General features: G+C 63.0%; 19 protein-coding genes. 13 read left to right on the forward strand and 6 right to left on the reverse strand.

Annotated features, from left to right (window positions below):
• The first annotated feature begins 631 nt into the window (after window positions 1-631).
• Window positions 632-814 carry a hypothetical protein gene (locus tag KUA19_RS07510; RefSeq protein WP_217395417.1) on the forward strand — a complete coding sequence of 61 codons (183 nt, stop codon included), beginning with the start codon at window positions 632-634 and terminating at the stop codon, window positions 812-814.
• Window positions 815-952: 138 nt separating this feature from the next.
• Here the strand turns inward: KUA19_RS07510 and tmk are convergent, their stop codons facing one another.
• On the reverse strand, window positions 953-1,666 hold the full coding sequence (gene tmk, locus KUA19_RS07515; protein ID WP_217395418.1) for a dTMP kinase: 714 nt from the start codon (window positions 1,664-1,666) through the stop codon (window positions 953-955).
• 310 nt (window positions 1,667-1,976) lie between these two features.
• Between tmk and KUA19_RS07520 the strand changes: the two genes are divergently transcribed.
• The 5 genes from KUA19_RS07520 (at window position 1,977) to KUA19_RS07540 (ending at window position 7,299) form a co-directional block, all read left to right on the forward strand.
• Window positions 1,977-2,780: a sulfotransferase domain-containing protein gene (locus tag KUA19_RS07520; RefSeq protein WP_217395419.1), complete on the forward strand. Its 804-nt coding sequence runs from the start codon at window positions 1,977-1,979 to the stop codon at window positions 2,778-2,780.
• Between the two features lie 708 nt (window positions 2,781-3,488).
• The gene (locus tag KUA19_RS07525; protein WP_217395420.1) at window positions 3,489-4,442 is read left to right on the forward strand and encodes a hypothetical protein; all 954 of its coding nucleotides are present in this window, start codon (window positions 3,489-3,491) and stop codon (window positions 4,440-4,442) included.
• A gap of 67 nt (window positions 4,443-4,509) precedes the next feature.
• Window positions 4,510-5,496: a phosphoribosylaminoimidazolesuccinocarboxamide synthase gene (locus KUA19_RS07530; protein WP_217395421.1), complete on the forward strand. Its 987-nt coding sequence runs from the start codon at window positions 4,510-4,512 to the stop codon at window positions 5,494-5,496.
• 656 nt (window positions 5,497-6,152) lie between these two features.
• Entirely contained in the window at window positions 6,153-6,656 is a 504-nt protein-coding gene (locus tag KUA19_RS07535) for an NUDIX hydrolase (RefSeq protein WP_217395422.1), read from the forward strand.
• 49 nt (window positions 6,657-6,705) lie between these two features.
• Window positions 6,706-7,299, forward strand: coding sequence for a DinB family protein (locus tag KUA19_RS07540; RefSeq protein WP_217395423.1), 594 nt, complete (start codon window positions 6,706-6,708; stop codon window positions 7,297-7,299).
• 303 nt (window positions 7,300-7,602) lie between these two features.
• Here the strand turns inward: KUA19_RS07540 and KUA19_RS07545 are convergent, their stop codons facing one another.
• The 5 genes from KUA19_RS07545 to KUA19_RS07565 form a co-directional block, all read right to left on the reverse strand.
• Window positions 7,603-8,304 carry a class I SAM-dependent methyltransferase gene (locus KUA19_RS07545; protein WP_217395424.1) on the reverse strand — a complete coding sequence of 234 codons (702 nt, stop codon included), beginning with the start codon at window positions 8,302-8,304 and terminating at the stop codon, window positions 7,603-7,605.
• A gap of 328 nt (window positions 8,305-8,632) precedes the next feature.
• On the reverse strand, window positions 8,633-9,274 hold the full coding sequence (locus KUA19_RS07550; protein WP_217395425.1) for an HAD family hydrolase: 642 nt from the start codon (window positions 9,272-9,274) through the stop codon (window positions 8,633-8,635).
• A gap of 60 nt (window positions 9,275-9,334) precedes the next feature.
• Window positions 9,335-9,886, reverse strand: coding sequence for a histidine phosphatase family protein (locus KUA19_RS07555; RefSeq protein ID WP_217395426.1), 552 nt, complete (start codon window positions 9,884-9,886; stop codon window positions 9,335-9,337).
• Between the two features lie 27 nt (window positions 9,887-9,913).
• The gene (locus KUA19_RS07560) at window positions 9,914-12,118 is read right to left on the reverse strand and encodes a PEP/pyruvate-binding domain-containing protein (protein WP_217395427.1); all 2,205 of its coding nucleotides are present in this window, start codon (window positions 12,116-12,118) and stop codon (window positions 9,914-9,916) included.
• Window positions 12,118-12,336, reverse strand: a complete 219-nt coding sequence (locus tag KUA19_RS07565) for a hypothetical protein (RefSeq protein WP_217395428.1) — start codon at window positions 12,334-12,336, stop codon at window positions 12,118-12,120. The genes KUA19_RS07560 and KUA19_RS07565 overlap by 1 nt, the downstream gene beginning before the upstream one ends.
• A 973-nt stretch (window positions 12,337-13,309) precedes the next feature.
• Here KUA19_RS07565 and KUA19_RS07570 point away from each other — a divergent pair.
• The 7 genes from KUA19_RS07570 to KUA19_RS07600 all read left to right on the forward strand — a co-directional run bounded on the left by KUA19_RS07570 (window position 13,310) and on the right by KUA19_RS07600 (window position 23,132).
• Entirely contained in the window at window positions 13,310-14,077 is a 768-nt protein-coding gene (locus KUA19_RS07570) for a nucleotidyltransferase domain-containing protein (protein WP_217395429.1), read from the forward strand.
• Window positions 14,074-14,394: a PqqD family protein gene (locus KUA19_RS07575; RefSeq protein WP_217395430.1), complete on the forward strand. Its 321-nt coding sequence runs from the start codon at window positions 14,074-14,076 to the stop codon at window positions 14,392-14,394. The genes KUA19_RS07570 and KUA19_RS07575 overlap by 4 nt, the downstream gene beginning before the upstream one ends.
• A gap of 76 nt (window positions 14,395-14,470) precedes the next feature.
• A complete protein-coding gene (locus KUA19_RS07580; protein ID WP_217395431.1) occupies window positions 14,471-15,724 on the forward strand; it encodes an MFS transporter in 1,254 nt (417 codons plus the stop codon).
• A gap of 101 nt (window positions 15,725-15,825) precedes the next feature.
• The gene (locus KUA19_RS07585; protein ID WP_217395432.1) at window positions 15,826-16,782 is read left to right on the forward strand and encodes a diiron oxygenase; all 957 of its coding nucleotides are present in this window, start codon (window positions 15,826-15,828) and stop codon (window positions 16,780-16,782) included.
• Window positions 16,783-17,032: 250 nt separating this feature from the next.
• A complete protein-coding gene (gene asnB / locus KUA19_RS07590; protein ID WP_217395433.1) occupies window positions 17,033-19,228 on the forward strand; it encodes an asparagine synthase (glutamine-hydrolyzing) in 2,196 nt (731 codons plus the stop codon).
• 935 nt (window positions 19,229-20,163) lie between these two features.
• A complete protein-coding gene (locus KUA19_RS07595; RefSeq protein WP_217395434.1) occupies window positions 20,164-21,084 on the forward strand; it encodes an L-histidine N(alpha)-methyltransferase in 921 nt (306 codons plus the stop codon).
• Window positions 21,085-21,488: 404 nt separating this feature from the next.
• A complete protein-coding gene (locus KUA19_RS07600; protein ID WP_217395435.1) occupies window positions 21,489-23,132 on the forward strand; it encodes a DMT family transporter in 1,644 nt (547 codons plus the stop codon).
• Window positions 23,133-23,139: the final 7 nt, after the last annotated feature.

Below are 23,139 nucleotides of genomic sequence, written 5' to 3' on the forward strand. Positions count from 1 at the left end.
GCCGGGCACTTCGTGTATGGAGGGCCCGGCCGCCCTACCGACACGCGGACCGGCGGAGGTTCGCTCCGAGACGGTTCTCGGGTCTGGCGCACTCGCCGTGACGGACGAACCACATGACCACCCAACGTCACCCCAGAGATTCAGCGGGCCATCGCGGTCGTACAGGGTGCCGGAAAGCGCGCTCGTACTCGCCGACCGCGATCGCCTCGAACTCTCGATCCGGATCAGCGACCGCTGCCGGCAGCGCTGCGGCCCGGGGTCGGTTCCCTCGGCCCGTGAGTGGCCGATGTTCGAAGTACTCGGCCACGATCAGCCCGTCGCCAGCGGTAGCTCGGACGCGGCGCAGAGCTGCCATTCCCGCGACGAGCTCGCGTCCTGGTATCCGTCGGTGGAGATTCGGCCATAAAACGCGAATCGTCCGCGCGGGCCGGGATCGGCGAGGGTCACGTTGCCATGGCAGCCGGGAGGGCCGGACGACTGAGCGCTTGGTCGCGGTGCCTCCGGAATCGTCCGTTCGTGCGACGCCGAATCCGCCGACATCGCCCCGGCGCTGAACCTCGACCGGCCACGACCACCCGAAGACTGGCCCGACCTCTTCCCGCAGGAAGTCTCCGCATTCGACGTCAGCTTCGTGCCGCTCGAGGCGCCGATGACGCCGCTGGCGAAGGCGTTCACGTCAGGATCGCTGGCCTTGGCGCGCCAACTGGGCGGCACCGTTCCCGACGTGGACATGAGCGGCCTCACCGGAGGTGAGGGCTTGCAACTCGTCCATGAGGCCGTCGGACAGATGTTCCCGCACCCGCACCACGATTGAGTCACACTGCTGGTCGCACCAAGAGGCGGTTGCATTACCGATCGCAGGCCACAGGCCACGGCGTATCGGATGGCTCCGGGTGAGGGGTCACCGCCGCACCGCGGCGAAGGACCTCCGCACCGACCTCGTACACCCTACTTACGCACTTCGGCGCTCTGTGAGTCCCAGTAGGAGTGCTGTCCTGTCGACGATGGTTCTGTGTATCCCCTCGACGTCACCATTGCCATCGAATTGGTAGACGTTCTCCTCGTTGCGCAGTAAGGCCAAATACCTGTCGGACACCATTCTGTGAAACTCGACACCCTTCTCCTCGATGCGGTCGCGGGTGCTCCTGTTTCTCAGTCTGTTGTTGCACTCCTCGGGTGACGTGTTCACATGGAACACGATGGGCCGGTCTCTGCCACTGCAGATGTTGTTCTGTATGTAATTGATCAGTTCCACATCCTCGTCATCGATCCCCTGCATCGCGAGAATCGACATGAAGAACCTGTCGATTATCATCACCTCGCACTCTTCTTCTCCTGCTGCCGCGATGTCATCCAAAAACGCCTGCCTGGCCGCGCACAACAGCAGGATCTCCACCGTGTTGCTGAACGCGTTGTTGATGAACATCTCTCTCAGCAGCTTGCCGGCCTTGCTGTCGAAGACATGTTTGTACCGGCTCTTGACGCCGTGTTCGTTCAGGTATTCATTCAGAAGCTTCGCCTGCGTCGTCTTGCCACTGCCATCTATTCCTTCGAAAACAATCCATGTCGGCTTGCTCATTGGATTTCCGGTCCTCCCCGCGGCCCCGCTCGACCTGCCGTCGTCTCCGATCCACACAATCTGGTATAGCTCCAGCCGGACCCGCACCTCATGGTCGGCAACGGCCCCAGTGCCGGGACGTCGGAGAGGTTCGCCTCTGCTTCGTCCTGGCGTCCCATTTCCTTGATCTTGGAATTTCGGACGAAGCCTACCACCGCGGACAAGGGACACCAGAGACTAGGTGAGCGCGGCTCATGCCGGGCGTGACCTGGGGTTCCCCCCGAACGGCGCGGGCGGTGCGGGTTCACACGGTCACCGCGCGACCTGGAGCGCCCAGCCGCCAAGAGCATGTTCGAGCTAGAGTGTGCCCGCTCCGAGTACTCGGAGGGCTGGTCGGACCAAGTTTCGGGGGTTTGTGATGGGTGAGGAAAGTGCGCCGCCGTCCGTAGTGGTCGTCTCACTTCAGAAGAGTGGCACCAATCTGGTGGCGCGCATGATGGCGGACGCATTCGGTTACCGCTGCATCGGCCACGGTATCCGTGACAGTTTCGACGAACTCCTGACTCGGCTGCACGCGAAGGAACCTGGCGTAAGCGACAGACGTTCGTTGTTCTCGCGGCCCGGGATGATGTTGGACGTGCTTGAGGAATACCCTCCTCGGACATGTCTGTTCCTTCACGGGCTTGAGGTCGGGAGTCATCTCCTGAACTGGTGCTCCACCAGGGAACCTCGCATACTCTTCAACTACCGAGACCCCCGTGATTCGCTTCTCTCCCTTGTCAACTATCTCCTGCAGCGGGCGAACGAGCCCTACAGCCAATTCGCTCGAAACGTCATCTTCGCCGAGATACTCGAGGCGATGCCCAGCGCCTCGGCCCAGTTGGACTTCGCCATCACGCACATGGGCGAGCACGTGGAGAAGTACAACCGCAACAGCTGGCTGCTGTTCCATCCCTCGGTGGCGAAGCTGTCGTTCGAGGAACTCGTGGGAACAGACGGAGGGGGGAGCGAAAGCCAGCAGCGTGCCACGATTCGTCGCGTCGGTGAATTCTTGGGAATTGCCCCCAGGGACGAGGAGCCCCGTCTCTTTGACTCGTCGGTTCGAACCTTCTTCCGCGGTCAGATCGGAGCTTGGCGTGACGTGTACAGCCCGGAGCAGACGAGAACCTTCGGGCGCCTCTACGGAGATGTCCTGCGAACCTACGGATACCCTGAGCTCTAGGCCGTGCCCGTAGGGGATCTGCTGGTGGTGAAGCTGGTATCACAGGTGTCGTGGCAGGACGGTTCGAGCTCACCCAAGTGGGATGCGCAAGCCGCTGCTGCCCGCGGGCAGGTGACGTGGACCTGGCCGATCCGCTCGGTGAGCCAGGGGATGCCGTAGTGCCCGCTGCGAGGGCGGCCGGTTGCGCCAGGCGTACCAGCCGGAAACGGAGACGGTCGGCACGCGGCAGCGATGTCGGCCGGGTGCCCTTCAGCGGCCATCTGCTTGATGGCCGCGTACCGGTCTCTTTGGAGGCAACGCCTCTTCGAGCAAGGTTCGGCCAGGTCGGCCGCGCGGGCGGGCCGCTCGCTGGTCTGCCGGAACCCCCAATGACACTGGGCTTTGCGTGGATCGTCGGTGCGGACGACTGCGCGGTCCTGCCCAGCCCCATGGCGATGCCGAGCAGCGGCTCGCCGCGTTCGCTGCCTGCCCTGATCTCCGCGGGCTCGTGGTCATCCGGTCGCCCACCTGCCATGAGCAATCCCCTCCGGCCGACAGTGCGGGTCACGCCCTGCAACATGTAGGAGTCCGTTGCGACAGGCAGTGGGGCCCGCCTAACATCACGCAGTTGGTCCGCCCTCGGCCCGCCCCCGTGCAGATGTGCCTTACTGCCTGAAGCGGAATGTCACGACTTCGCGGCGGCATCAATCTATTTGAGGTGATGAATGAATGGAACTGAGCGAGTTCGATCACATCGTCTGGTGTGATCTGGAAATAGTTCTCCTGAAAATTCATTCCTTGTCGCCGTGGGACACGAAGATGGTCGGCACTTGTCACACGCCGGATCCATCCAAACCGACAGTGAACGTTTATATCTGTCGCGAGGGTGATGTCATCTTCGACAATCCCACGACATACCGTGAGAAAGTCATGCGGCAAGGGTCCTATAGGGGCCACAACTTTGGCCTGCCGGCAAGTCTCAAAATCATGGATGACAGGAATATCGCGCTCTTCCACCCCGACCCTGGAAAGATCATCTGGAGTTATGTAATAAAGTACGTGCTCACAGTGTGCGCGATGCGGGCGAACATGCTTCACATCAAGGGGGGAGCGGTTGCCTACAAGGGTAAGGCGTTCTTGTTCCTGGGGCGGGGTGGAAGCGGGAAGACGGAAGTGGTCAAAGCCCTGTGCAAAAATGGAGCCGCGCTCATCGCGAATACACATCTGCTCATCGATGGCGAGTCGGTTTGCGGCATAAAGTCCAACATGCGTGTCAGGGAAAACGGCGGCGATGTCTACGTTCCCGTCAATCATCAGCAGGACTTCGACGTGCACGATGGATGGTTGCCCGTCGGAGGAGTGTTCTGGGTGAACTATCGAACGGATGGCACAACTTTGGTGGAGAGCGTGCCATCCGGTCATGCCAGGGCGAACCTGCAGTTTTTCGCGGAGTCGATCAGAAATTGGGAGATCAAGGAAGACATCGCGGACTACTTCCGGTCAGATCCGTTCGAGTTCGCTGAACACATGAATCGAATAGACGACCTGCTGAACGACTTCTGTGAAAGCAATGACATCTACTACCTGAACTTGGACATCTTCTCTCCTGACGGGATGGAAAGACTGGTGTCCGTCATGGAGGCGGCGCTATCCACGCCCCGCGTCATGCAGGAACTGCGGTAACCGTTACAATAAGAGCATTGTCCGGAAGACTGTACAACCGGAAGACTACTTAAGAGGTGTCACCTTGATGGCTCCACAGGCCAGCGACTCGCCGCTCATGGACAATTGTCTGACCGATGCGGAATTCAGTGAGCTGCCGGGTTTCTCCCGCAACAAGGTGCGGGACGCCTACCAATTGCCGGATCGGCGACGCCTGCTGATTTCGACCGACCGTCAATCCGCGTTCGATCAGGTTTTGGCCGCCGTGCCGTACAAGGGCCAGGTGCTGACCCAGACAGCACGCTACTGGTTTGATGAGACCGCGGACATCTGTCCCAACCATGTGATCTCTTACCCGGACCCGAGCGTCGTCATGGTCAAAGACCTCGACATGCTGCCGATCGAGATAGTGGTACGGGCCTACCTCACGGGTTCCACCAACACCAGCGCCTGGCCGATGTATGCCCGTGGCGAGAGGGTGTTGTACGGTCACGAATTCCCAGAAGGCCTGAAGAAGAACCAGAAGCTGCCCAAAACGATCATCACGCCGACGACGAAGCCCGCTCAAGGTGGGCATGACGCGCCGATCACGGAAGCCGAAATTCTCGAGACCCAGCTCGTGACGGCCGAACAATGGCAGGAGTTGGCGGAGAGAAGTCTGGCGCTGTTTGCCCGTGGACAGGAGCTGGCGGCCAAGAAGGGACTCATCCTGGTGGACACCAAGTATGAGTTCGGTCTTGACGAAAACGGCGCGATCGTGGTCGCCGATGAAATTCATACCCCGGATTCCAGCCGCTACTGGATCGCCGAGACCTATCAGCAGAGGTTCGAGGCCGGGGAAGAGCCGGACAGCCTGGACAAGGAATTCCTGCGGCTGTGGATCGTCAGCCAGTGCGACCCCTACAAGGATCCGATTCCGGAAATCCCCACCGATACCTTGATTGAGTTCAGCAACAAGTACATCGCCTTGTACGAACAGCTGACCGGTTTGGACTTCGAGAAACCCGACCCGACCGTCTCGGTGCGTGCCCGTATCCGCGAAGCGTTGGCCAAGGAACTCCCCGAGTATTTCTGACGGCTTCGGCGCAGAAGCTCTTGACGGTGTCCACGGAGGTAGCAGCCGTCGCGTCCGCGACGGACGAGCATGTCCGGCGTGTTCGGCCAGCTGCCGGCAGCTTTGCACGTCGATCGGCGCCGGCAGCGCGGTGATGAAGTCCTGGGCAACCAGCCTCGGTTCGATCCGCACGAACTTGGCCGAGTTCTAGTCCAGCAGGTCCTCAGGTACTGCCTGCCTACGGCAGCGCACGCTTGGTCAACGGCCACCGCACTCGATATCGAGCTGTCCACAACACTCGATGGTCGGGCGGTGGCCGCCCATCTTCCAGTGGCCGTCACCTGACCTCGGCCGGGTAACCCGCAGATTCCGGACGTTGGTGACGCCGGCCAGTCCGAGGCAGCGGTGCAGCAGCGCGGTCAGCATGTCGGTGTCGGCACTCGTGAGGTTGTCGGGTGCGCCGCACACACCTGACCGGTGCCTGCGACGCCTGTGCCGCGTACGAGAACGCTCTGCGGGAGGAGGTCCCCCGTTGAACTCGGCCCGTGACAACGCGGCCTGCGGTTACTCCCGGCGGTCCCATCCGACTCGGGCGACCGGTGGGCGATCCGAGTTCGTCGCCGGCGGGCCTTGCATCCTGTACCCCGATCGCCGCCATGATCTGTGATCATGTGCTCGTGCCGGAGCTTGTTGAACGGGTGGATGAGACCGATCGAGTCCTTGGTGTCGTGCCGCGGGCAGAAGCGGTGGCGAGGGGCTGGACAACGCGGATCGCCACGACCGTCTGCCGCGATGAGCGAGGGCGGTACCTGGTGTATCGCCGACCGGATGACGCGCCCTGGTTCCCGGGACGCTATGAGGTCTCGTTCGGCGGTGCGGTCCAGCCCGGTGAGCCGTACGCAGTTGCGGCCGCCCGTGAGCTGACCGAGGAACTCGGCCTGACGGTGCCTGTGCGATACCTGTTCAAGTACCTGGTGCACGGGGCGATGGGGACTTACTGGCTCGGTGTTCATGAGGCGCTGATCGACGTTGCGCCGACGCCGTCGCCCGTGGAGATCGCGTGGCACGGCTGGATGACCGCGACGGAGCTGCATGACGCCGTGCAGAGGCTACCGTTCATCCCGGACGGCCAAGACGCCTGGCGCAGGTATCGAGCCCATGTCGGCGAGACCCGTGACTGACCACGTCGGGTACCCCGGCTCACGCCGTTTACTGGCAGACTTGGCCTCCATGATCGATGACTTCGCCAAGGGCTACCTCCACCATCAACTGCGCAATGTCCGCGAGGTGCTGGTCTGGAAGCTTGACGGGCTATCGGAGTACGACATCCGCCGCCCCTTGACAGCGACCGGGACCAACCTCCTCGGGCTGGTCAAGCACAGGGCGTACTCGGATGCCAGGTACTTCGGCGAGGTCTTCGGCCGGCCGTTCCCCGGACCGATACCGCGGTGGAACGAAGCCGGTGCCTGGGAGAACGAGCATTGGGCCACCGCCGACGAGACGCGTTCGGACATTCTGGGTCTTCACCGGGCTGTCTGCGAACACGCGGATGCGACGATCGACGCCCTGCCCATCGACGCGCTGGGGCACGTGCCCTGGTGGCCGAGCCCAGACGTGAAGCTGTTCAACATCATGGTCCACAGTCTCAACGACACCACCCGGCACGCCGGGCACGCCGACATCCTGCGCGAACAGTTGGACGGCCGCACCGGAACGACGGCCGAATACGAGCAGCCGATCGATGTCGCGGCTCGTGCGGCGTACTGGGCGGAGGTCGAACAAGCCGCCAAGGCCATGATTCGGGAACGGCCGGATGGTCGGTGAACCCATCCTGAGGAGCAACGGTCCGTGACCGGACCGGCCAACGTGACCGCCCGCCCGACGCGCCATCTCTGGCCCCATGTTCCCGCCTGTGGGATTCGTGCGAGCGAGAACTGGCCTACCGAGGCAGCAGGCATCGCCAACATGTCGACGCTACGCACGGCTACGGCTGAGGTTGCCGGTCGGCGATCAGTCGTGCCGGACTGCCGACCGGATCGCGGCAAATCCGGACGTCGTCGTGACGCCGCCGGCGTGACTGTGCGGCAGACGGCCACCGCCGGTTCGAGGTCGTGCGGGCCTCCGACGTCAGTGTGCGTCCAGGACGAAGAAGATGAAGCAGATGAAGGCTGTTCGGTCGCCGAGCTGGGGCGGGAGGAGCTCGCGGGGAGTGTCGGGGGAGAAGGGAGGCTCACTGATGACCGCGATGCGGAAGCCTGCCGCGGTGAACGCGTCGGTCATGGCGTGCAAGGGCCGGTGCCAGAAGGTCAGCACCGCACGCTGACCGTCCTTGAAGGTGTACTCGTCCGAGTACTGCGTGACGGAGAAGTAGTCGGCGCTGGGGTCGCTCGACTCGAGGATGCGGGGGTGGTTGACCGACAGGAGGAGACGGCCACCGGGCTTCAGCACGCGCCGCAGCTCGGCCAGCGGTGCGGTCCAGTCCTGCAGGTAGTGCAGCACGAGCGAGACAACGACGTCGTCGAACGCGCCGTCGGCGAACGGCAGTGGCAGGCTGAGGTCGGCTACCCGCAGGTCGGCGTCCTCACCCAGCCTCTTCCGCGCCAGGTCGACCATGACCGGGCTGGAGTCGAAACCGGTCACGACGGCGCCCCTTGCGCGGAGGGCTTCGAGCAGGGGTCCGGAGCCACACCCGGCATCGAGCACCCGACGACCGTGGACATCGCCGGCGAGCGTGAGCATCGCCGGTCGCGCGTAGTAGGCGTTGAAGAGGCCTGACTCGTTGTCTCTCGAGTAGCTCTGGGCAAAGCTGTCGTAGTGGTCGGCCCGCATCAAGTCCTCGCTTCTTTCGTGCTCCCTGGGCGGGAGCGATCCGGCCAAAGGGTGCACGGCTCCCCAGGCTCGTTGTCAACCCAACCGCGCTGCGCGCCTGCCGGCCCGGCGAGCAGCTGTACCTGATCTGCGACAGACTTCTCCACCCACAAGCACGCACTCCATCCACAACCACGCCATCGCGCGACACCCGAGACCAACTTCGCACCCGGCTCGCGTATTCGCGAGCCGGGTTGCACCATCAAGTCGACGTGACAGGCCAGCGGCTCAACGGGTTCGACCATTCCTGGACGTGACAACCAATTGGGACGCGCCGGTGGAGGCTCACTCAGTTTGCCTTGAGAATGATGTCCTTCAGTTCAGTCAGGGTCTCGATCCGATGGCTGGCCTGCGAGAAGTCCTGTGCTTTGGTGAAGTCGTTATGGACAATGACGCAGTCGATGCCCGCCGCCACGGCCGAGGCCAGCCCTCTGGCCGAGTCTTCCACAACCAGGGTCTCTTCTTTGGCGGCTCCAAAGCGCGTCAAGCCGGTCAGGTACGGCTCCGGGTGCGGCTTCGCGAGCGTGTAGTCTTCACGAACAAGGACGAAATCCATGAATTGTCGTATCTGACGCTTTTCGTGGATGACTTCGAAGTCCGCTCGTTTTGAAGTCGTCACGATGGCCATTCGGACGTACCTCGACAGTTCGGCAAGCGTGTCAACGACGCCCTCGATCTCGATGGCCTCTGTTCTCAGATACTCCTGGTAGTACTCATTGCGAGCCTCACGCTGCCTGCTGAGGGTCTGTTCATCGATACCTGCCGCCTTGGCCAGGCCCCAAGTGCCCAATCCCAGAGCCATGTCCCGGAGGTATTGGTCCTTGTCCAAGGTCAGGCCGATGTCCGCCAGGGCGCGTGCGCCGGCCTTGTAGTACCAGAATTCGGTATCGACCAGCACACCGTCATGATCGAAGAGTATGTACTGTTTCATTCGCTTGAACCCTTCCAGTAGCCGAGGCAACCATGTTCGCCATCAACAATCGCACCAGGGTCACTGATAAGTGAACGGGCCACGGATGTTCGCGTTGTCGGTGATGGCGCTCTCCAGACTGACTCCACGGCAGATGTGCGCGAAGATGGCGGGACTCAGGCGCCATCCGATGGTGATGATGGTGTGCTCGCGGTGTTGCTTGGACTTCTCGTCGAGGAACTCGCGAACTCTGCGCGCGAAGTCCCTGAAGGACTCGCCTTCGGGAAACGGTTTGTCGATGAAGTCTAGGTAGTCTCGCTTGCCTTCATCGAAATTCATACCGGTGTACTGTGGGCCGTTGTCGATCTGACGGAGGCGTTCGTCGACGACGATCGGGATGGACGTGCCACTGAACAGGATCTCGCACGTTTCCTTCTGGCGTCGCATCGAGGACGTGTATGCAGCCGCGGAAGTCCCACTCTTCGTGACCATGTCGCTCAACAGGAGGACCAGATCCCGGGTCTGGTTCTTGAAGAGCGGTCGAAGTGAAGGGTCCACCGGGTCATCCGACGTGCCGAGGATGACCCCCTTCCGTGCGGCAGGTACGTGATGGATTGTATATATGGTCAGCACGATCGCACCTTGACGTCCACAGGCCTTCTAGTACGGCCTGACCTGAAAGATGTATATGGTTTCATTCTTTATGCCCCATTCAATCTGTACCCTGCGGGAGAATTGACGCTCCAGGTCCACTGCGATCCTTGCCAATGACTTGAACAGCCCTGCGAGAGGCTCGGTGATGATCGCAGGGTACGCACAGTAGCTCTCGCTGCCGGAGATGATGTCCACTTTCCTGATGTATGAACTCAGCGGAGTGACATCTCCCTGCATCAGGTGGCAAAGATCGCCGACTATGTACTCGAGCAACATGTAGTCGTAGCCATTGAACGCGTTGGACGTCAGGATGACGCCGGAGATGTCGGCCGAAATCATTTCCTGCACGATTACCGACATGTCTCCTTCCGCCTTGCCGTACTGGTCTATCGAATCCGTCCGCTGCGAGCCGTACACGGACCTGGCCAACTCGATGACCTTGGCAGGATCGCCGGCGTCCACATTGACGTAGCTTTCGAACAGACCAGCGTACGAACCTGAGCTGCTGTCTTCACTCGCGTGGGACGAGCGAACCACAACTCGATCGCACTTCAAGGAGGCGAGCCTCTCCAGCACGACCGCCTGAACGCCGGCGTCATCGATGTTTCTCAGCGCATGGCTGGTTATCACGAAGCCTTCCGCGATCCTGGCCGTCTTGTTGATCTTTATCAGATTCGCGGCTTTCGCGCCTACTTCTTCGCTGGTGTAGCCACTTTCGGTGGTCAACTCGACCACTGGCTCGGTCATCGCCGACTTCGACAGGTCGGCGTCGACCAGTTTTATGGTTCCGCGATCGAAATCAACTTCGATATGATCATCTGTTTCCAGGGCGTCCAACAGGCCGTTGACGCTGATCATGCTGTTGATACCCAGCTCACGGCAGAGTACTGAGGCGTGCGAGGTGTATCCGCCGTACTGAGTTATCAATGCGCCGAACTTCCTGAGTTTCGGCACCAGGTACGGCCTCAGGACGTTGGTGATGACGGCGACGTCTTCTTTGGCGTCGGTTGCCTCGATGAACGCGTCAAAGCTGTTCAGGCCTTCTTCGTGTTGTTCGACCTTCTTGACCCGATACCTCTTCGATCCGGTGCCGATGAGGACGTCTCCGGACAACTCGTGCTGTGAGGGGTCTCGGCTGCTCGTCACCTCGATGTACTGAGGAATTGAGTCCAAGAAGTCGATACGATCGTCCTTCAGTTCGAATACCGCCAGCTTTTGCCGTTTCGAGATTTCGGCATCGGAGACCCTCCTCCCATCACGGATGAAGTCGGCGATCTCATCCATCAGCATGTAGTCGAACTGATGTTTGCCTATTTTCTTGATGAGCTCGCTCAGGAAGCGGCGCCTCACGGTGACCTTGAACTTCTGAAACTCCTCCCGCATCTGGATTTTGAGATACGAGAGTTCGCACGTGTGCCTTATGAGCAGCCTTGTCGCGTCACTCAGGCCTATCGCGGAGGCTGTTCTTTCGCTCCACACCTCTGCATTGACGTATCTGAAGTGCAGGTTGTCCAGGAAGGCTTTCTCCAGTTGCACGCTACTCGTGGTCTGCTGCGAAAGATGATCCTTGACCTCGTCTGCCGTAATGCCGTTCGGGCTCCCGGACGAGATGGTCGTCGATCGGTATTTCTCGACAAAACTCTCGATGTCCTCGGCGACGCTCCGACCGTCCAGGTACTGCTGGGACATGGCCAACATGTCCACCGTCTGCATGTGCGTCAACAGCTCATTGTTGTTCGTGGCGAACAGTGAGTCCTTTATCGCTTTTGCTGCGAAGCGCATGTCCTGCGTGAGTTCCGCGTCCACCAGGTCGAAGACATTCTGGTAGAACGTGTCGGTGATGACCGAGTTGTAGTATGCGATGTATTCGCACAGCAGATCGCGGTAGAGTTGGAACTGCTCAAACAAGTCCAACCGGGCGAACGACTCATCCGAGTGCCGCAGTTGTGCCAATACCTTGTGTATTTCCGCGACGCATCGATCATATTGGGCCTCGTCCGCCAAGAACCTGACGATGCCTTCTCTGACGTGGACCAGCTCTGCTTCCTCGAAATATCCCTTGTAATATCTGCTGGTCCCTATCGACAGATAGTAGTCGATGTCCAGCCGCGCCATGGAGCCGTGATACTTCTGCAAGGCTCTGACGTTGCTCTCCTCTATCATCAGGGCCCAGCTACCTTCATCCAGAAGGTTGAGTTTCTTGATGGACATCAAGCGTCTCCCCATGGCATTGATTTGCTCAATCTTGTTTTCTTGGTCGCGTCAAAGAGTCGGCAGCAGGGCGTACCGGTGATCAGTGCCGGGTCCGGTGCCTGGAGTGCGGCCGTCACGAACAGCCGATCCTTCGAGAGTTCCGGCGCCGGGTCCCGAGCGAGCGCGTGTCGGTGGCCACCAGAGGCGACGATCACCACGCGGGTGGGCATCTTCATGGGACCTCTCCTTCGGTGACATGGCTACGACCGGTCGGCACGCTACCGGGCGCCAGAGATTTCCGGGCAGCTCTCCCATGAGCTCGGACTCGGAGCGAAGTCGCCTGTCCTCACCAAGAGCGGCGAGGTCCGATGCCCCTTCTCGCGGGTCCGGCAGGTGCTCGGCCGGCCGCGACGCCATCTCGCAACGCCCGTTGAGGACGCCCGCGATCGCCCGGAGGTCATTCTCGACCGCTTCCGGAAAGTCGTTCCCCCCGCGCGCTCTCCCTCGCGGGCGCCCGACAGCCAAGACTCGGTCTGCGCAGCGCCCCAAGCGGCACCCGAGTCATGGTCCTGCGGCAGAGCCGCGGTGCCAACCGGCTCACGTGCTTCGAGGGCCGCCCGCGACGCCAGCCGGTTCGCGATCGCGGCTTCCTGGACGACACGTGCGCCGAGACGGATGCGCCTTGGATCTATGAGCAGAAGCCACCGCCAGATCCGGCACCGGACGATCGCGCCCCGCTCAGTTCGGCGAGGTGCTGAGCGACCCAAGCCGACTTCTCGCTGCCCAATCGGCGGCCGTCGGCAATAGGAGCAGTCGACTCATCCGTACCGCGCCGGATGTGGCTCGACACCGCCGTGCCACCGGGGACCGACACCGTCACCGTGTCACGCGGCGATCGCCCGATGTGGATGCTGCCCTGACCGGTACACGGTTGTGGACGCGCTCGCTCACCAGAACCTCCCCGTTGTGCCGATGCCTGGCCTGCGCAATTTCGCAGACAACATAGCGACAGGTGGAAGGGCTGACAACCCCGGTTGAGCTCGCGTCCATCCGCGCCAGAAGCGACGTGGACAGCATGCTGCGTGCGGGTGTCTAGAGAACTGAGATGTCCTTGCGACCATCGCTCGTGATCATGTAGTTTCCATCCCGGCAAACTGGGGGCCGCGCGAAGCGTGCGTGCTGTCCAGTCAAGGGACAGAGGAGGCGGCCGTGACCTTGCTTGGCCACTTGGACCAGGCCGGCCTCATCCCTGAACAGGCCCTTGGCGCGCTCCTCGTGGGTTCCCAGGCTCGAGGATGGCAGCACGCCCGCAGCGACCTGGATGTCGTCGTGGTCTCCCCGAACACATGGACCGCGACTGTCCAGTCACAGCAGCCAGTGGCACTCACCCAGAGTTCCATCGGTGTCGCCGTGACGGCGGTGGACGGAGTGTTGTGCGAGGTCAAGTACTGGACCGAGGCGCAGATCCTGGAAATGCTGGACAAGGTCAGCTGGGCGGCATGGGATGCCGGGAATGCCGGAGCCGCGCTGTCCACCAACGAGGCCTACCTGATCGAACGGCTTCCGCACGCTGTCGCACTCGTCGGCGCCGAGTGGGCCAACGACATCACCGACCGGCTACGCGACAGCGCCGCCCTCTCCTCGTTCGCCCTGGCCTGCCTGACCCGTGCCGACTACTCACTCGACGATGTCTCCGGTCTGTGGCAGTCCGGCGACGTGCGCAGTGCACTGCTGGCGGCACAGCGGGCCTTCGTCCACGTCACCGATGCGCTGACCGCCAGCCTCGGCTCTCCCGGGACCGACTCGAAATGGCGGCTGAGGCGGGTGGAGTCGGTCAACTCTGACACCCTTACCGCTGACGAGTTCTGGCGCCTGACCACCATGCAGGACTTCGACGCCCAGCAGCCCGAGAGCTGGCTCAACCTGCTCGTCTACCGCTGTTCCCAGATCATGCTCGACGTGAGGCTCGGCCGATGACAACCAGCGCGAACGCGGAGCGGATGTCCCGACTGGACGACCTTGTGGCCCTGCCGCAACCACACGTCAGGATCCGCAACCTCTCGGGAACCATCGTCCTGGGTGTCGGTGACGACATGATCGAGCTGCCGGAGGTCTCGGAAGCGATCTGGCGGGCGATGGCCCCCGACCGCAGCGTGCTCGGCGTCGCGCAAGCTCTGGCGCAGATGTACGACGAGCCCGAGACCGAGGTGTTGGAGGACGTGCGTGACTTCCTCGGCGACCTGCATGATCGCGGGTTCGTCAAGCTGCTGAGCCGGGCAGTGCCGCAGTCATGACGACGAGGCCAGTCACCGTCATCGGCACCCGTGCACACGAGCACGCGCTGACCTACGACGGAGAGGCAGGCACACGATGACCGTCGACGCTCTGGACGCCCAACAGGCCGTTACCCCGAATGCCGCCAACCAGATCTTCTGGCGCTACTGGACCGCATCCACCGTCAGCACCTGGGGCACCAGCGTCACCGCGGTCGCAATGCCGATCATCGCGCTGACCATGCTGCACGCGTCGGCTTTCGAGGTCAGCCTCCTTCCGGCTGCGTCCTTCGCCGCCTGGCTGCTCATCGGGCTGCCGGCGGGTGCACTGGTCAAGCGGTATCCGCTGCGCGCCACCCAGGTGTCCATGGACGCGGCCCGCGCGATCGCCATCGCCTCGATCCCCGTGGCCTACGCGCTGAGCGTGCTCACCATGGCCCAGCTGGTAGCTGTGACGCTCCTGTTGAGTTTCGCGGACGTCATCTTCTCGGTCGGCAATTCGACCTTCCTGCCGCGAATCGTCCCCAAGGCCGAGCTCACCCGCCGCAACAGCATCTTCTCCGGTACGAACTCCGTGAGCCAATTCGGCGCTCCCGCTCTCGCGGGCCTGCTCGTGGCCGCGGTGGGACCGGTCGTCAGCCTGGTGGTCGACGCGGTGTCGTATGTGCTCTCCTCGGTTATCCTGCAGACCCTGCCCAATCCCGGCATGCAGCCCAACAAGACCCGAGGCCCGATCGTCCAAGAGATCAAGGAAGGCATCTCGTTCGTCTGGCGCCATCCGGTGATGCGGCCATGCGTCACCGCGGCGACCGCGATCAACTTCGGATGCGGGGCGCTCATGGCGCTCCTGCCGATCTTCGTCATCCGCGGAGTCGGGGCCTCTCCTGCCCTTGTCGGCCCGGTGCTGGCGACCGAAGGCATCGGTAGCCTGCTCGGTGCGATGCTGGTCGGGCGCCTGGTAAAGCGGTTCGGCAGTGCCCGGGTCGGGCTCGTCGGCGTGTCGATCGCCGCAGTCGGCGGGATCCTGCTTCCGCTGGCGCACGGCCCGGCCGCGCTCTACCTCTTCGGCCTCGGCAATCTGGTCTGCGCGCTGGGAGTCGTGATGTTCAGCGTGGTGACCCGCACGCAACGGCAGGCGGACAGCCCTCCGGAGATCCTCTCCCGGGTCATGGGCACAGTGCGGTTCGTGTCCTGGGGCGCGGTACCGTTCGGCGCGATGGCAGGAGGCCTGCTCAACACCTGGAGCACGATGACGGCCTCGCTGTCGCTGATCGCCGCGTCCATGCTGCTCTCAGTCGTGATCGTGCTGGCCAGCCCGGTCCGAGGACGCAGGAGCCTGGAAAGTGTCTGAGCCGAGTCGCCGCGCCCGCCGCCCCCTCGGGCGGTCATGACATGTGTGGAACAGCAGGCCTGTTCCTGGGCTGCGAGGCTGCTCTCACCTGCCCCCTGCAGTTGCTGCGCAGCCCGGACGCCGAAGCCGCCGACCAGCCGTACAGCTCCGCCTTCCATTCGTGGGACGAAAAGGCGTCTGTGCGCACGGCCCCGCGACGCGTGCTTGAGTCCCCGCTGCCGGCACACCCCTTTCCGCCGGAACTGGTCCCGGTGTTCCGCCATCCGCTCGTCACGCAGCTGCCCGAGCCGCAGCAGAACTTCCTGCTGGCTCAGCACCTCTACCGATATCTCGACTTCACCACCCAGCTGGAACTGGTGGTCGTCAACGGCGCCCTGCTCAAGCTGGCGCTGCAAGCCGAGTACGGGCTATCCGAGCCGATGCGGCTCGACGCGCTGCGGATGATGTGCGACGAGTCCTACCACGCACTGTTCTCCGTGGACATGAAGCTCCAGGTGACCCGGGCCTACGGCATCGCGGCTCCCACCGACGCGCGCGCCTGGTTCCTGACCCGGCTCGAGCGGTTGCTCTGCGACATGGACCCGACTGCGCGAGAGGTGGCCAAGCTGCTCTTCGTCACCGTGTCCGAGACCCTGATCTCGGCCAGCCTCGCGGAGCACAATCGGGGCACCGCGGCACCGGCCGCGGTGCGCGACATGCTGCAGGACCATGCGATCGACGAAGGCCGCCACCACGTGTTCTTCGCTTACTTCGCCAAGCACCTGTGGGCGCGCCTCGACACCGCCGAGCGACTTCACGCAGGCCGCCTCATACCGCACCTGATCGACGCATTCCTGAGCGCCGACACCGGAGCCATCGAGGGCGACCTGCGCTCAGCCGGGCTGTCCCACGACGACGCGCACCAGGTCGCGACGGAGATCTACCTCAACGGGGATGTGGCGCGGCAGAAGCGGCAAGCGGCCAGCCGGACGATGCGCTACTTCGCGGAGCTCGACGCCTTCCACGACGGCTCGGCCCAGGCCGAGCTGGTCAGATACGGGCTGGTCGAAGTGACCTGACCCCCACGGATTCTGGACGGAACCCCGTCCAGTACCCAGCACGGCAGCATGCCGTGCCGTCCAAATGTGAAGGAGGTGTCACATGCGCAAGTACCAGAAGCCGTCGGCCAAGCCGGTCTCGGCCGCGGCCGTCATGAAGATGATGTCCTGAGTCGACGACTGACCTGGTCCCGGCCGCCACAGCGCGGCCGGGACCAGGTCTGCGCGCCCGTGCGTATCCGAATCGATGTGCGATCCGTGGGAGAAACAGATGTGCGGTCTGGTCGCGTGGGCCAGGATCGGCGCGGCGGCTCAGGCCGGCGTCGCACCGGGTGTGATCGAAGCGATGCTCCGAATGGTGTCCCATCGAGGCCCGGATCAAGAAGAGATCCTCATCGACCGTCACGTCGCGCTGGGCTTCTCACGGCTCTCACTGGTCGCGCCCGGCGCAGTCAGCCAACCGTTCACCTCGGCGGACGGGCGTTACAGCCTCGTCGCCAACGGCGAGGTCTACAACCACCGGCAGCTGGAGCAGGTGACCCCGGGCGGCAGCGCCTGCCGGACGGGATCGGACTGCGAGATCCTGCTGTACCTCCAGGCCGCCCACGGGCCTGACTTCCTTCGGCACATCCACGGGATGATCTCGACGATCATCTGGGACCGCGCCGCCAACAAACTGATCCTCAGCCGCGACCCCTTCGGGGTGAAGCCGCTGTTCTACCACGTGTCGGGCGATCGCGTGGCAGTCGGCTCCGAGATCAAGGCCCTGTTCGCCGACGAGGCCACCCCCCGCTCGGTCGACTGGGAGACCAGCCTGGCCGCCGCGTCCATGCACGGCACTCCTTTGCTCTCCCGCGACCGGGCACACACCTGGTTCAGCGACGTGCGCATGGTCGAGGCCGGCACGACCGTCGAGATCAACCTGTCTGACGGTAGGGTGACCATCCACCGATACTGGCAACCGGACCTGATTCCGGCGGATCACGACAGCACGGCCGAGTCCTTCATCGAGCGTTACCGCGACACCCTCACCCGCTCGGTCCGGGAGAACCGCGAAGCCGACGCGGAAGTGGGACTGCTGCTCAGCGGCGGCATCGACTCGGTGACCGTAGCCGCCCTGACCTCGCCCGGCATGGCGACGTTCACCGTCCTCGCCGGGTCGACCGCCGCCAACGGCGACGCCGAGTTCGCGTTCGAGGCGGCTCGCCTGATGGGCCATCTCAACCACCAGATTCTGGTACCCGATGAGCACACCCCCAGCCTGGAAGACTGGCTGCGGTTCCTGTGTCTCATGGAGACGCCGCTCGCGGGCATGGAAGCGTATCTGAAGTACCTAGCCTACGTCGGTGCCAAGACGGTCAACCCCGACCTGCGGGGCATGATGCTGGGCACCGGCGCGGACGAGTTCAACGGCGGCTACTCCAGCGAGCTGTCCCGGGGAGAAGGCTGGGACGGCTTCTCCGATGCCCTGGAGTCGCTCGTACGCTCGACGGCACGCACCTCTGGGCTTGGCTTGAGCCACTGGACGGACCGCGACGACCTGCTGGACCTGGTGGACCCGGCACTGGCCAAGCCCGGGTCGATGCGGGACGCCTACGCGGCGTTCGTCGATCGGAAGTATCTCGACGTCGAGCAGTACAACACCTGGGTCGAGGACCGTGCCGCCGCCGGCTCGAGCGTCGAGGCCCGGGTGCCGTTCCTGGATCGGGACCTGGTCGAGCTCTCGCTGAGCGTGCCGGAGCATCTCCGACAGGAGCTGCTGTGGGACAAGGCGATGCTGCGTTCGGGCATGCGCGGCGTGGTGCCGGAGCGGCTGCGCGTCCGCGACAAGCAACCGTTCTTCCACGGCACCCACGCCAATCACACCTTCGACATCGTGGTGCGGATGCTCAAGGCAAACGACTTCGAAATGGTCCGCACGGCCGCTTCGGGAAACGCTGCCGTCCCGTTCTCGGTCGACAGCGCGATCAGATTCATCGAGCAGGTCGAGCGCCGGCCTTCCCGATCCGCCATCGAGTTCCTGCTCCGCCTGGTGAACCTGAGTCTGCTGGACCAGCTGGCGGGCGGCCATGCGCTCGGGCTGTTCAAGCCCGGACAGGGCCTGCCGCACGGGGTGGAGGTGACTGTCTACGACCGCCTGTCCAGCAGCCAGAGTCAGTCCCTGCTCAGCAACCTGGACCGCCAGCCCGACGCCGTCCGGTACAGCCTTGACGACGACTGTACCGCCGTAACGCCGCTCGGCGACCCGTCCACGATCCTCGTCGCCCGCAACGGCGAGTTCGAGGTGGTCATCGAAGAGGACGTCGCTGCCTGGACCCTGCTGTTGACCGAACTCGGCGAGCCTCGAAGCATCAGTGCGCTGTCCACGCACACCGGCCTGCCCGACGAGCAGCTCGAAGAGCTGCTGCGCGACGGTACGGCCGCCGGGTTCATCCGTCGATCGCTAGAACCCGGCCCGGTGCGCTGACCCGCGTCCGGCCGGTACGCCGACGTCATCTCGGTCCTTCACGGCGAGGAACTCTGCGCCCAGGGGTCCCTTGCCCGGCTCGGCTACGTGGCGAACACATCCTTTGCCATTGGCGGGTTCAACTCCGGGAACGACACCATCGATGGCCTTACCCGACTGGCTGACACCGTTGGGCTCCCGACCCGTGATTGGTGCGGGGTTCGGATCCTTACCGATCGCATCGCCGATTCTTTCCTCGATGACAGGCTTATGCAGGCCGTCTGGCTGGAGCTCGCGGCGAGCGCGAGAGCCCCTTACCGGCAGTTGGGCACGCCAGTGGCATCTGGTCCTCAATAAGCGTCATTTATGGGCACGCAACAGGATGTTGTGGCGCGTCGATCGTGGCTCTGGGTGACGATACGGTTCGCGGCCGACCTCGTGGGTCAATCGCTGATTGTGGAGACCTTTGTCCATAGCAGACGGAGCCGCCGTACGTTAGACTCACGCTGCAAGAAGGAGACGGACTTCATCGGCGTGGCGGCAGCCCTTGTCGCAGTGTTCTTGCGCGATATTCGGCAAGATCGGACGCCAGATTCGTTCCCGAACATGGGAAAGAGCATGGTCTGGACCGACCTCGGCTCCATGGCGTCGGAGGCACCGTCGCCACACCGTTCAGAGCCGAGCCGAGCCGACCGGCAGCTGTCGGGCGATATGCGCCCGGTCAACACACTCCCACAAGGCAGTCCGTGACAATGGCGAGCCCGCAATCGCCGTCCTCCAGCCCTGAAAACCTCACAAAGGCCCGCAGCGACCCCTGCCAATCAACGACGATCTTCAGGCGATCACCGCGCTGGCGCACCTCGAGGAACAAAGCTCATGAGCTGGGCAGGATCTCAGATGCAACGACAGCGTCGCCGCGAACAATGACCACATCCTGAAGAGTCGATGGAGTCCGCATGAGTGACGTGCGATCCTACTTCGAGAGCGAACACCACCGCGAGGAGTTCCGGAAACACTTGGCACGCCGCACGGTGCCGGTGAAGTTCGCGTTCGCTGGAAGTGGAGCGCTGACATACGAAGCACTCGCCAACTCGGATGGATATCAAGAGGTGGTCGGCGAGCTCGACTTCGAGCTGGATGCCCTCTTTGGTCAGACCGGCCTCGGGCAGGGGTCTGCAGACCAGGTGTGTGAAGTCGGTCCAGGCAACGGCCTGCACACGGCCGCCCTCCTGGCTGCGTTGACAGCCAGAGGCCTGGCGCCCAGCCGATACCTCTGCCTCGACTTCAGCCAAGATCTCCTCACCATCGTGAACAGGCCGCTGGCGAAGTTTCCGATGGAGTTTCGCTCCGATGTCTGGGACTTCGAGAGCGGCGCAACCGGTTCGATCGCTCGCTGGCGCCGAAAGGACGAACCGGTGCTCGGATTGATGCTCGGCCACACAATCGGAAATCCAGTGGATCCGCTCTCGGTATTGCGCAACATGCGTGACAGCCTCAATCCGGGCGATCTCATACTGATAAGTGTCGCGCTTTTGCCGGAAAGGGCAGACGAGGCGCGAATTCTAAGTCCTTACAGGAATGAAACCTTCACCAACGCGGCCATCGAGCCGCTCCGGGCGGCGGGAATTCCTTCCGAACTGATACGGTTCGATCTCTGTTTGCGGGATGTCGATGTCATCGGCGATGCCATCATAACCGGGAACGTCACGGCAATGGGCATCGACATCGCGGCAGGAGAGAGAATACGGTGCTTCAAGTCGCGTCGTTTCAGAGGCGCAGAATTCGGCCGACTGGTTGAAGCCGCTGGTTGGACGGTTACAAGGCAAGCCCAGGACGGCACGGCAGAACACGGCGCGATTCTGGCCTCAGCGGCTTAGCGCCACTGCCCGCGATCGTCATGCTCGGCAGGTGTACCACGTTCGGTAAGTGCGCGATTCCGGCTATGGCCTGGCGTTCTCGGCGCCAGGGTGACCACTGCAATGCCCCGATGCCATGACGGCGCGGCTTACCTGTGCCAGGCAAGCCGCGCGGCGTCGGGATTGATATTTCCTGGCTTCCTGGAACGAGCTGTTGAGGGTACGGGCCGCCGTGGATTGAAGGAGCTGCCAGCGCTTAAGGCCCTCCTCATTTCAAGATCTACAAATCGTGGCCCCCAGCACCGACCTCTACGGGCAGCGCGGCCGGCCAGAGTGTCAATCAGCTTGTGTCCTCATGCGACCATGGACCGCACAAAACGCCTCGCGGGAGGAGATCTCTGGTGCGTGGTACATCGCGACCAATCATGGCATTGGTGTTTGCCGTGACAGCCTGGTCGGCTGCCCCACTTTGGATCTTCCAGTCACGCGGCTTACTGCCCGCTCCAGTCGCGGCGCTGGTAGCACTTACGATCGCCACCACGTTGGCCCTCGCGCTGACCTCATTCAGCCGCAATTTGAATATAGTCGCGGCCGTTCGCGCCACCCATCAGCGCAAATTGATCAAGTCGGCCTTCGGCGTCGGCGCATTGGCCTACTTCGCCTACCCGCTCCTGTACTTCTCCGCGCTGCAAACCGGCCCACCGCTGATGGTCAACCTGATCAACTATCTATGGCCCATCATCGGCCTGCTGATGGCCTCGGCGATGCGTCGGGAGAACAGAGCGCTCGAGGTGTTGATGGCCGCCGGGTTCGGGTTCGCCGGAGCGGCACTCGCAATTCTCAACGGCGCCCGGGGCGACAGCCTGATCAGTAAGCTGAGCAATCCGCTGCCACTCGCTCTGGCTGCTTTGGGGGCCATCTCCTACGCGACCATGTCGGCATTCATGAACGCGGCGGTTCCCAGGCAGGAAGGCCCGTTCGCGATGCAGTTCTTCCTGGTGGCGCTGTGCGTGGGCGGAAGTGCGTGCGGACTGACACTCGCGGCGGTGGCCGTGATGTCGCCGGGTTCGGTCACGCTTCATCTTGCGGGCGGGCACCCGTGGGCCCTACTTGTGTATGCGGTGCTGCACCCGTTCTCGCATCTGGCTTGGATGATCGCGATTCAGGCCAGGGAGATCCCGGGTTTCACTTCCTTGTTTCTGGTGCCCGTGTTTTCCACGATCATTCTCGCGGTGGCCCTGAAAGGGGTAGTGGGCCCGCAGATCATCTCCGCGTTGACACTTGTCCTATGCGGAATCCTGTTCTCTTCGGTGCGAGACCGAGGTGTCCCCGTGGTATTCGCGGCTGTACTGGCCGGCCTGGGATCACTGATGGTCAGTGTTTCGCTGCCCGTCGGGGGAGTCGACGAGATGCTGTCGATCACGGAAGTGTTCGTCGGTCTGTTCGCGATCTTCGGCGGCTTCGTTCTCTCCAATTCCATCGGCCGGTACGCCAATCTGCAGAAAGAATGTGAGGCGTTCTACGCCAAGGCGCAAGGACTCATCGACAGCGACAGCGGTCGGGCGGAGGAGGTGCATGTCAACCTGGATCGACTCGACACCAGGGTTATCGAGAGCACCCGGCTGGAACACAAGGCGTTGCTCGCCCCGGCCTGGCGCCCCTTCGTCGGGTTGTCACGAGAGTGGGCGCGGGTGGATCTCGCGCTTTCCACTCGCGTGTCGCCGTATGAATGGCTGGTGCTACTGCTGGGAGCGGCCGGGGTGATCCTGACGATGCACGTGGCGCCGGTGGGTTCGCAACTGCTGACCATGGCTTTGGCGCGAGGGCTGGCGACAGCGATGGTGGTCGGATTGTTGTTCGCGGTGCGCGATTACGACATGAATCGCCCGAACCTGATGCTGTCAAATCTGGAGAGCCTGCACCTGCACTTCGGGGTGACGGTCCGGCCGGAGACGACGCTTGGTGCTCTGTTGGACGCAAGGCGGACTCGGGAACTGGACTGGATGGCGGTCGCCCTCGTGATTCTGGTGGCCGCCTCCTGCATTTCGGTGATCATGAATGTGCGTTGAGGGCAGG

The organism is Catellatospora tritici (genome assembly GCF_019083965.1).
GTDB classification, from domain to species: Bacteria; Actinomycetota; Actinomycetes; order Mycobacteriales; family Micromonosporaceae; genus Catellatospora; species Catellatospora tritici.

Excerpts from the sequence above, each read along its gene's own strand:
- KUA19_RS07550 (WP_217395425.1), bottom strand. The coding sequence starts at position 9,274 with ATGAAACAGTACATACTCTTCGATCATGACGGTGTGCTGGTCGATACC.
- KUA19_RS07545 (WP_217395424.1), bottom strand. The coding sequence starts at position 8,304 with ATGCGGGCCGACCACTACGACAGCTTTGCCCAGAGCTACTCGAGAGAC.
- KUA19_RS07530 (WP_217395421.1), top strand. The coding sequence starts at position 4,510 with ATGGCTCCACAGGCCAGCGACTCGCCGCTCATGGACAATTGTCTGACC.
- KUA19_RS07540 (WP_217395423.1), top strand. The coding sequence starts at position 6,706 with ATGATCGATGACTTCGCCAAGGGCTACCTCCACCATCAACTGCGCAAT.
- KUA19_RS07560 (WP_217395427.1), bottom strand. The coding sequence starts at position 12,118 with ATGTCCATCAAGAAACTCAACCTTCTGGATGAAGGTAGCTGGGCCCTG.
- KUA19_RS07580 (WP_217395431.1), top strand. The coding sequence starts at position 14,471 with ATGACCGTCGACGCTCTGGACGCCCAACAGGCCGTTACCCCGAATGCC.
- KUA19_RS07575 (WP_217395430.1), top strand. The coding sequence starts at position 14,074 with ATGACAACCAGCGCGAACGCGGAGCGGATGTCCCGACTGGACGACCTT.
- KUA19_RS07595 (WP_217395434.1), top strand. The coding sequence starts at position 20,164 with ATGAGTGACGTGCGATCCTACTTCGAGAGCGAACACCACCGCGAGGAG.
- asnB (WP_217395433.1), top strand. The coding sequence starts at position 17,033 with ATGTGCGGTCTGGTCGCGTGGGCCAGGATCGGCGCGGCGGCTCAGGCC.
- KUA19_RS07565 (WP_217395428.1), bottom strand. The coding sequence starts at position 12,336 with ATGAAGATGCCCACCCGCGTGGTGATCGTCGCCTCTGGTGGCCACCGA.
- KUA19_RS07525 (WP_217395420.1), top strand. The coding sequence starts at position 3,489 with ATGGAACTGAGCGAGTTCGATCACATCGTCTGGTGTGATCTGGAAATA.
- KUA19_RS07600 (WP_217395435.1), top strand. The coding sequence starts at position 21,489 with ATGGCATTGGTGTTTGCCGTGACAGCCTGGTCGGCTGCCCCACTTTGG.
- KUA19_RS07520 (WP_217395419.1), top strand. The coding sequence starts at position 1,977 with ATGGGTGAGGAAAGTGCGCCGCCGTCCGTAGTGGTCGTCTCACTTCAG.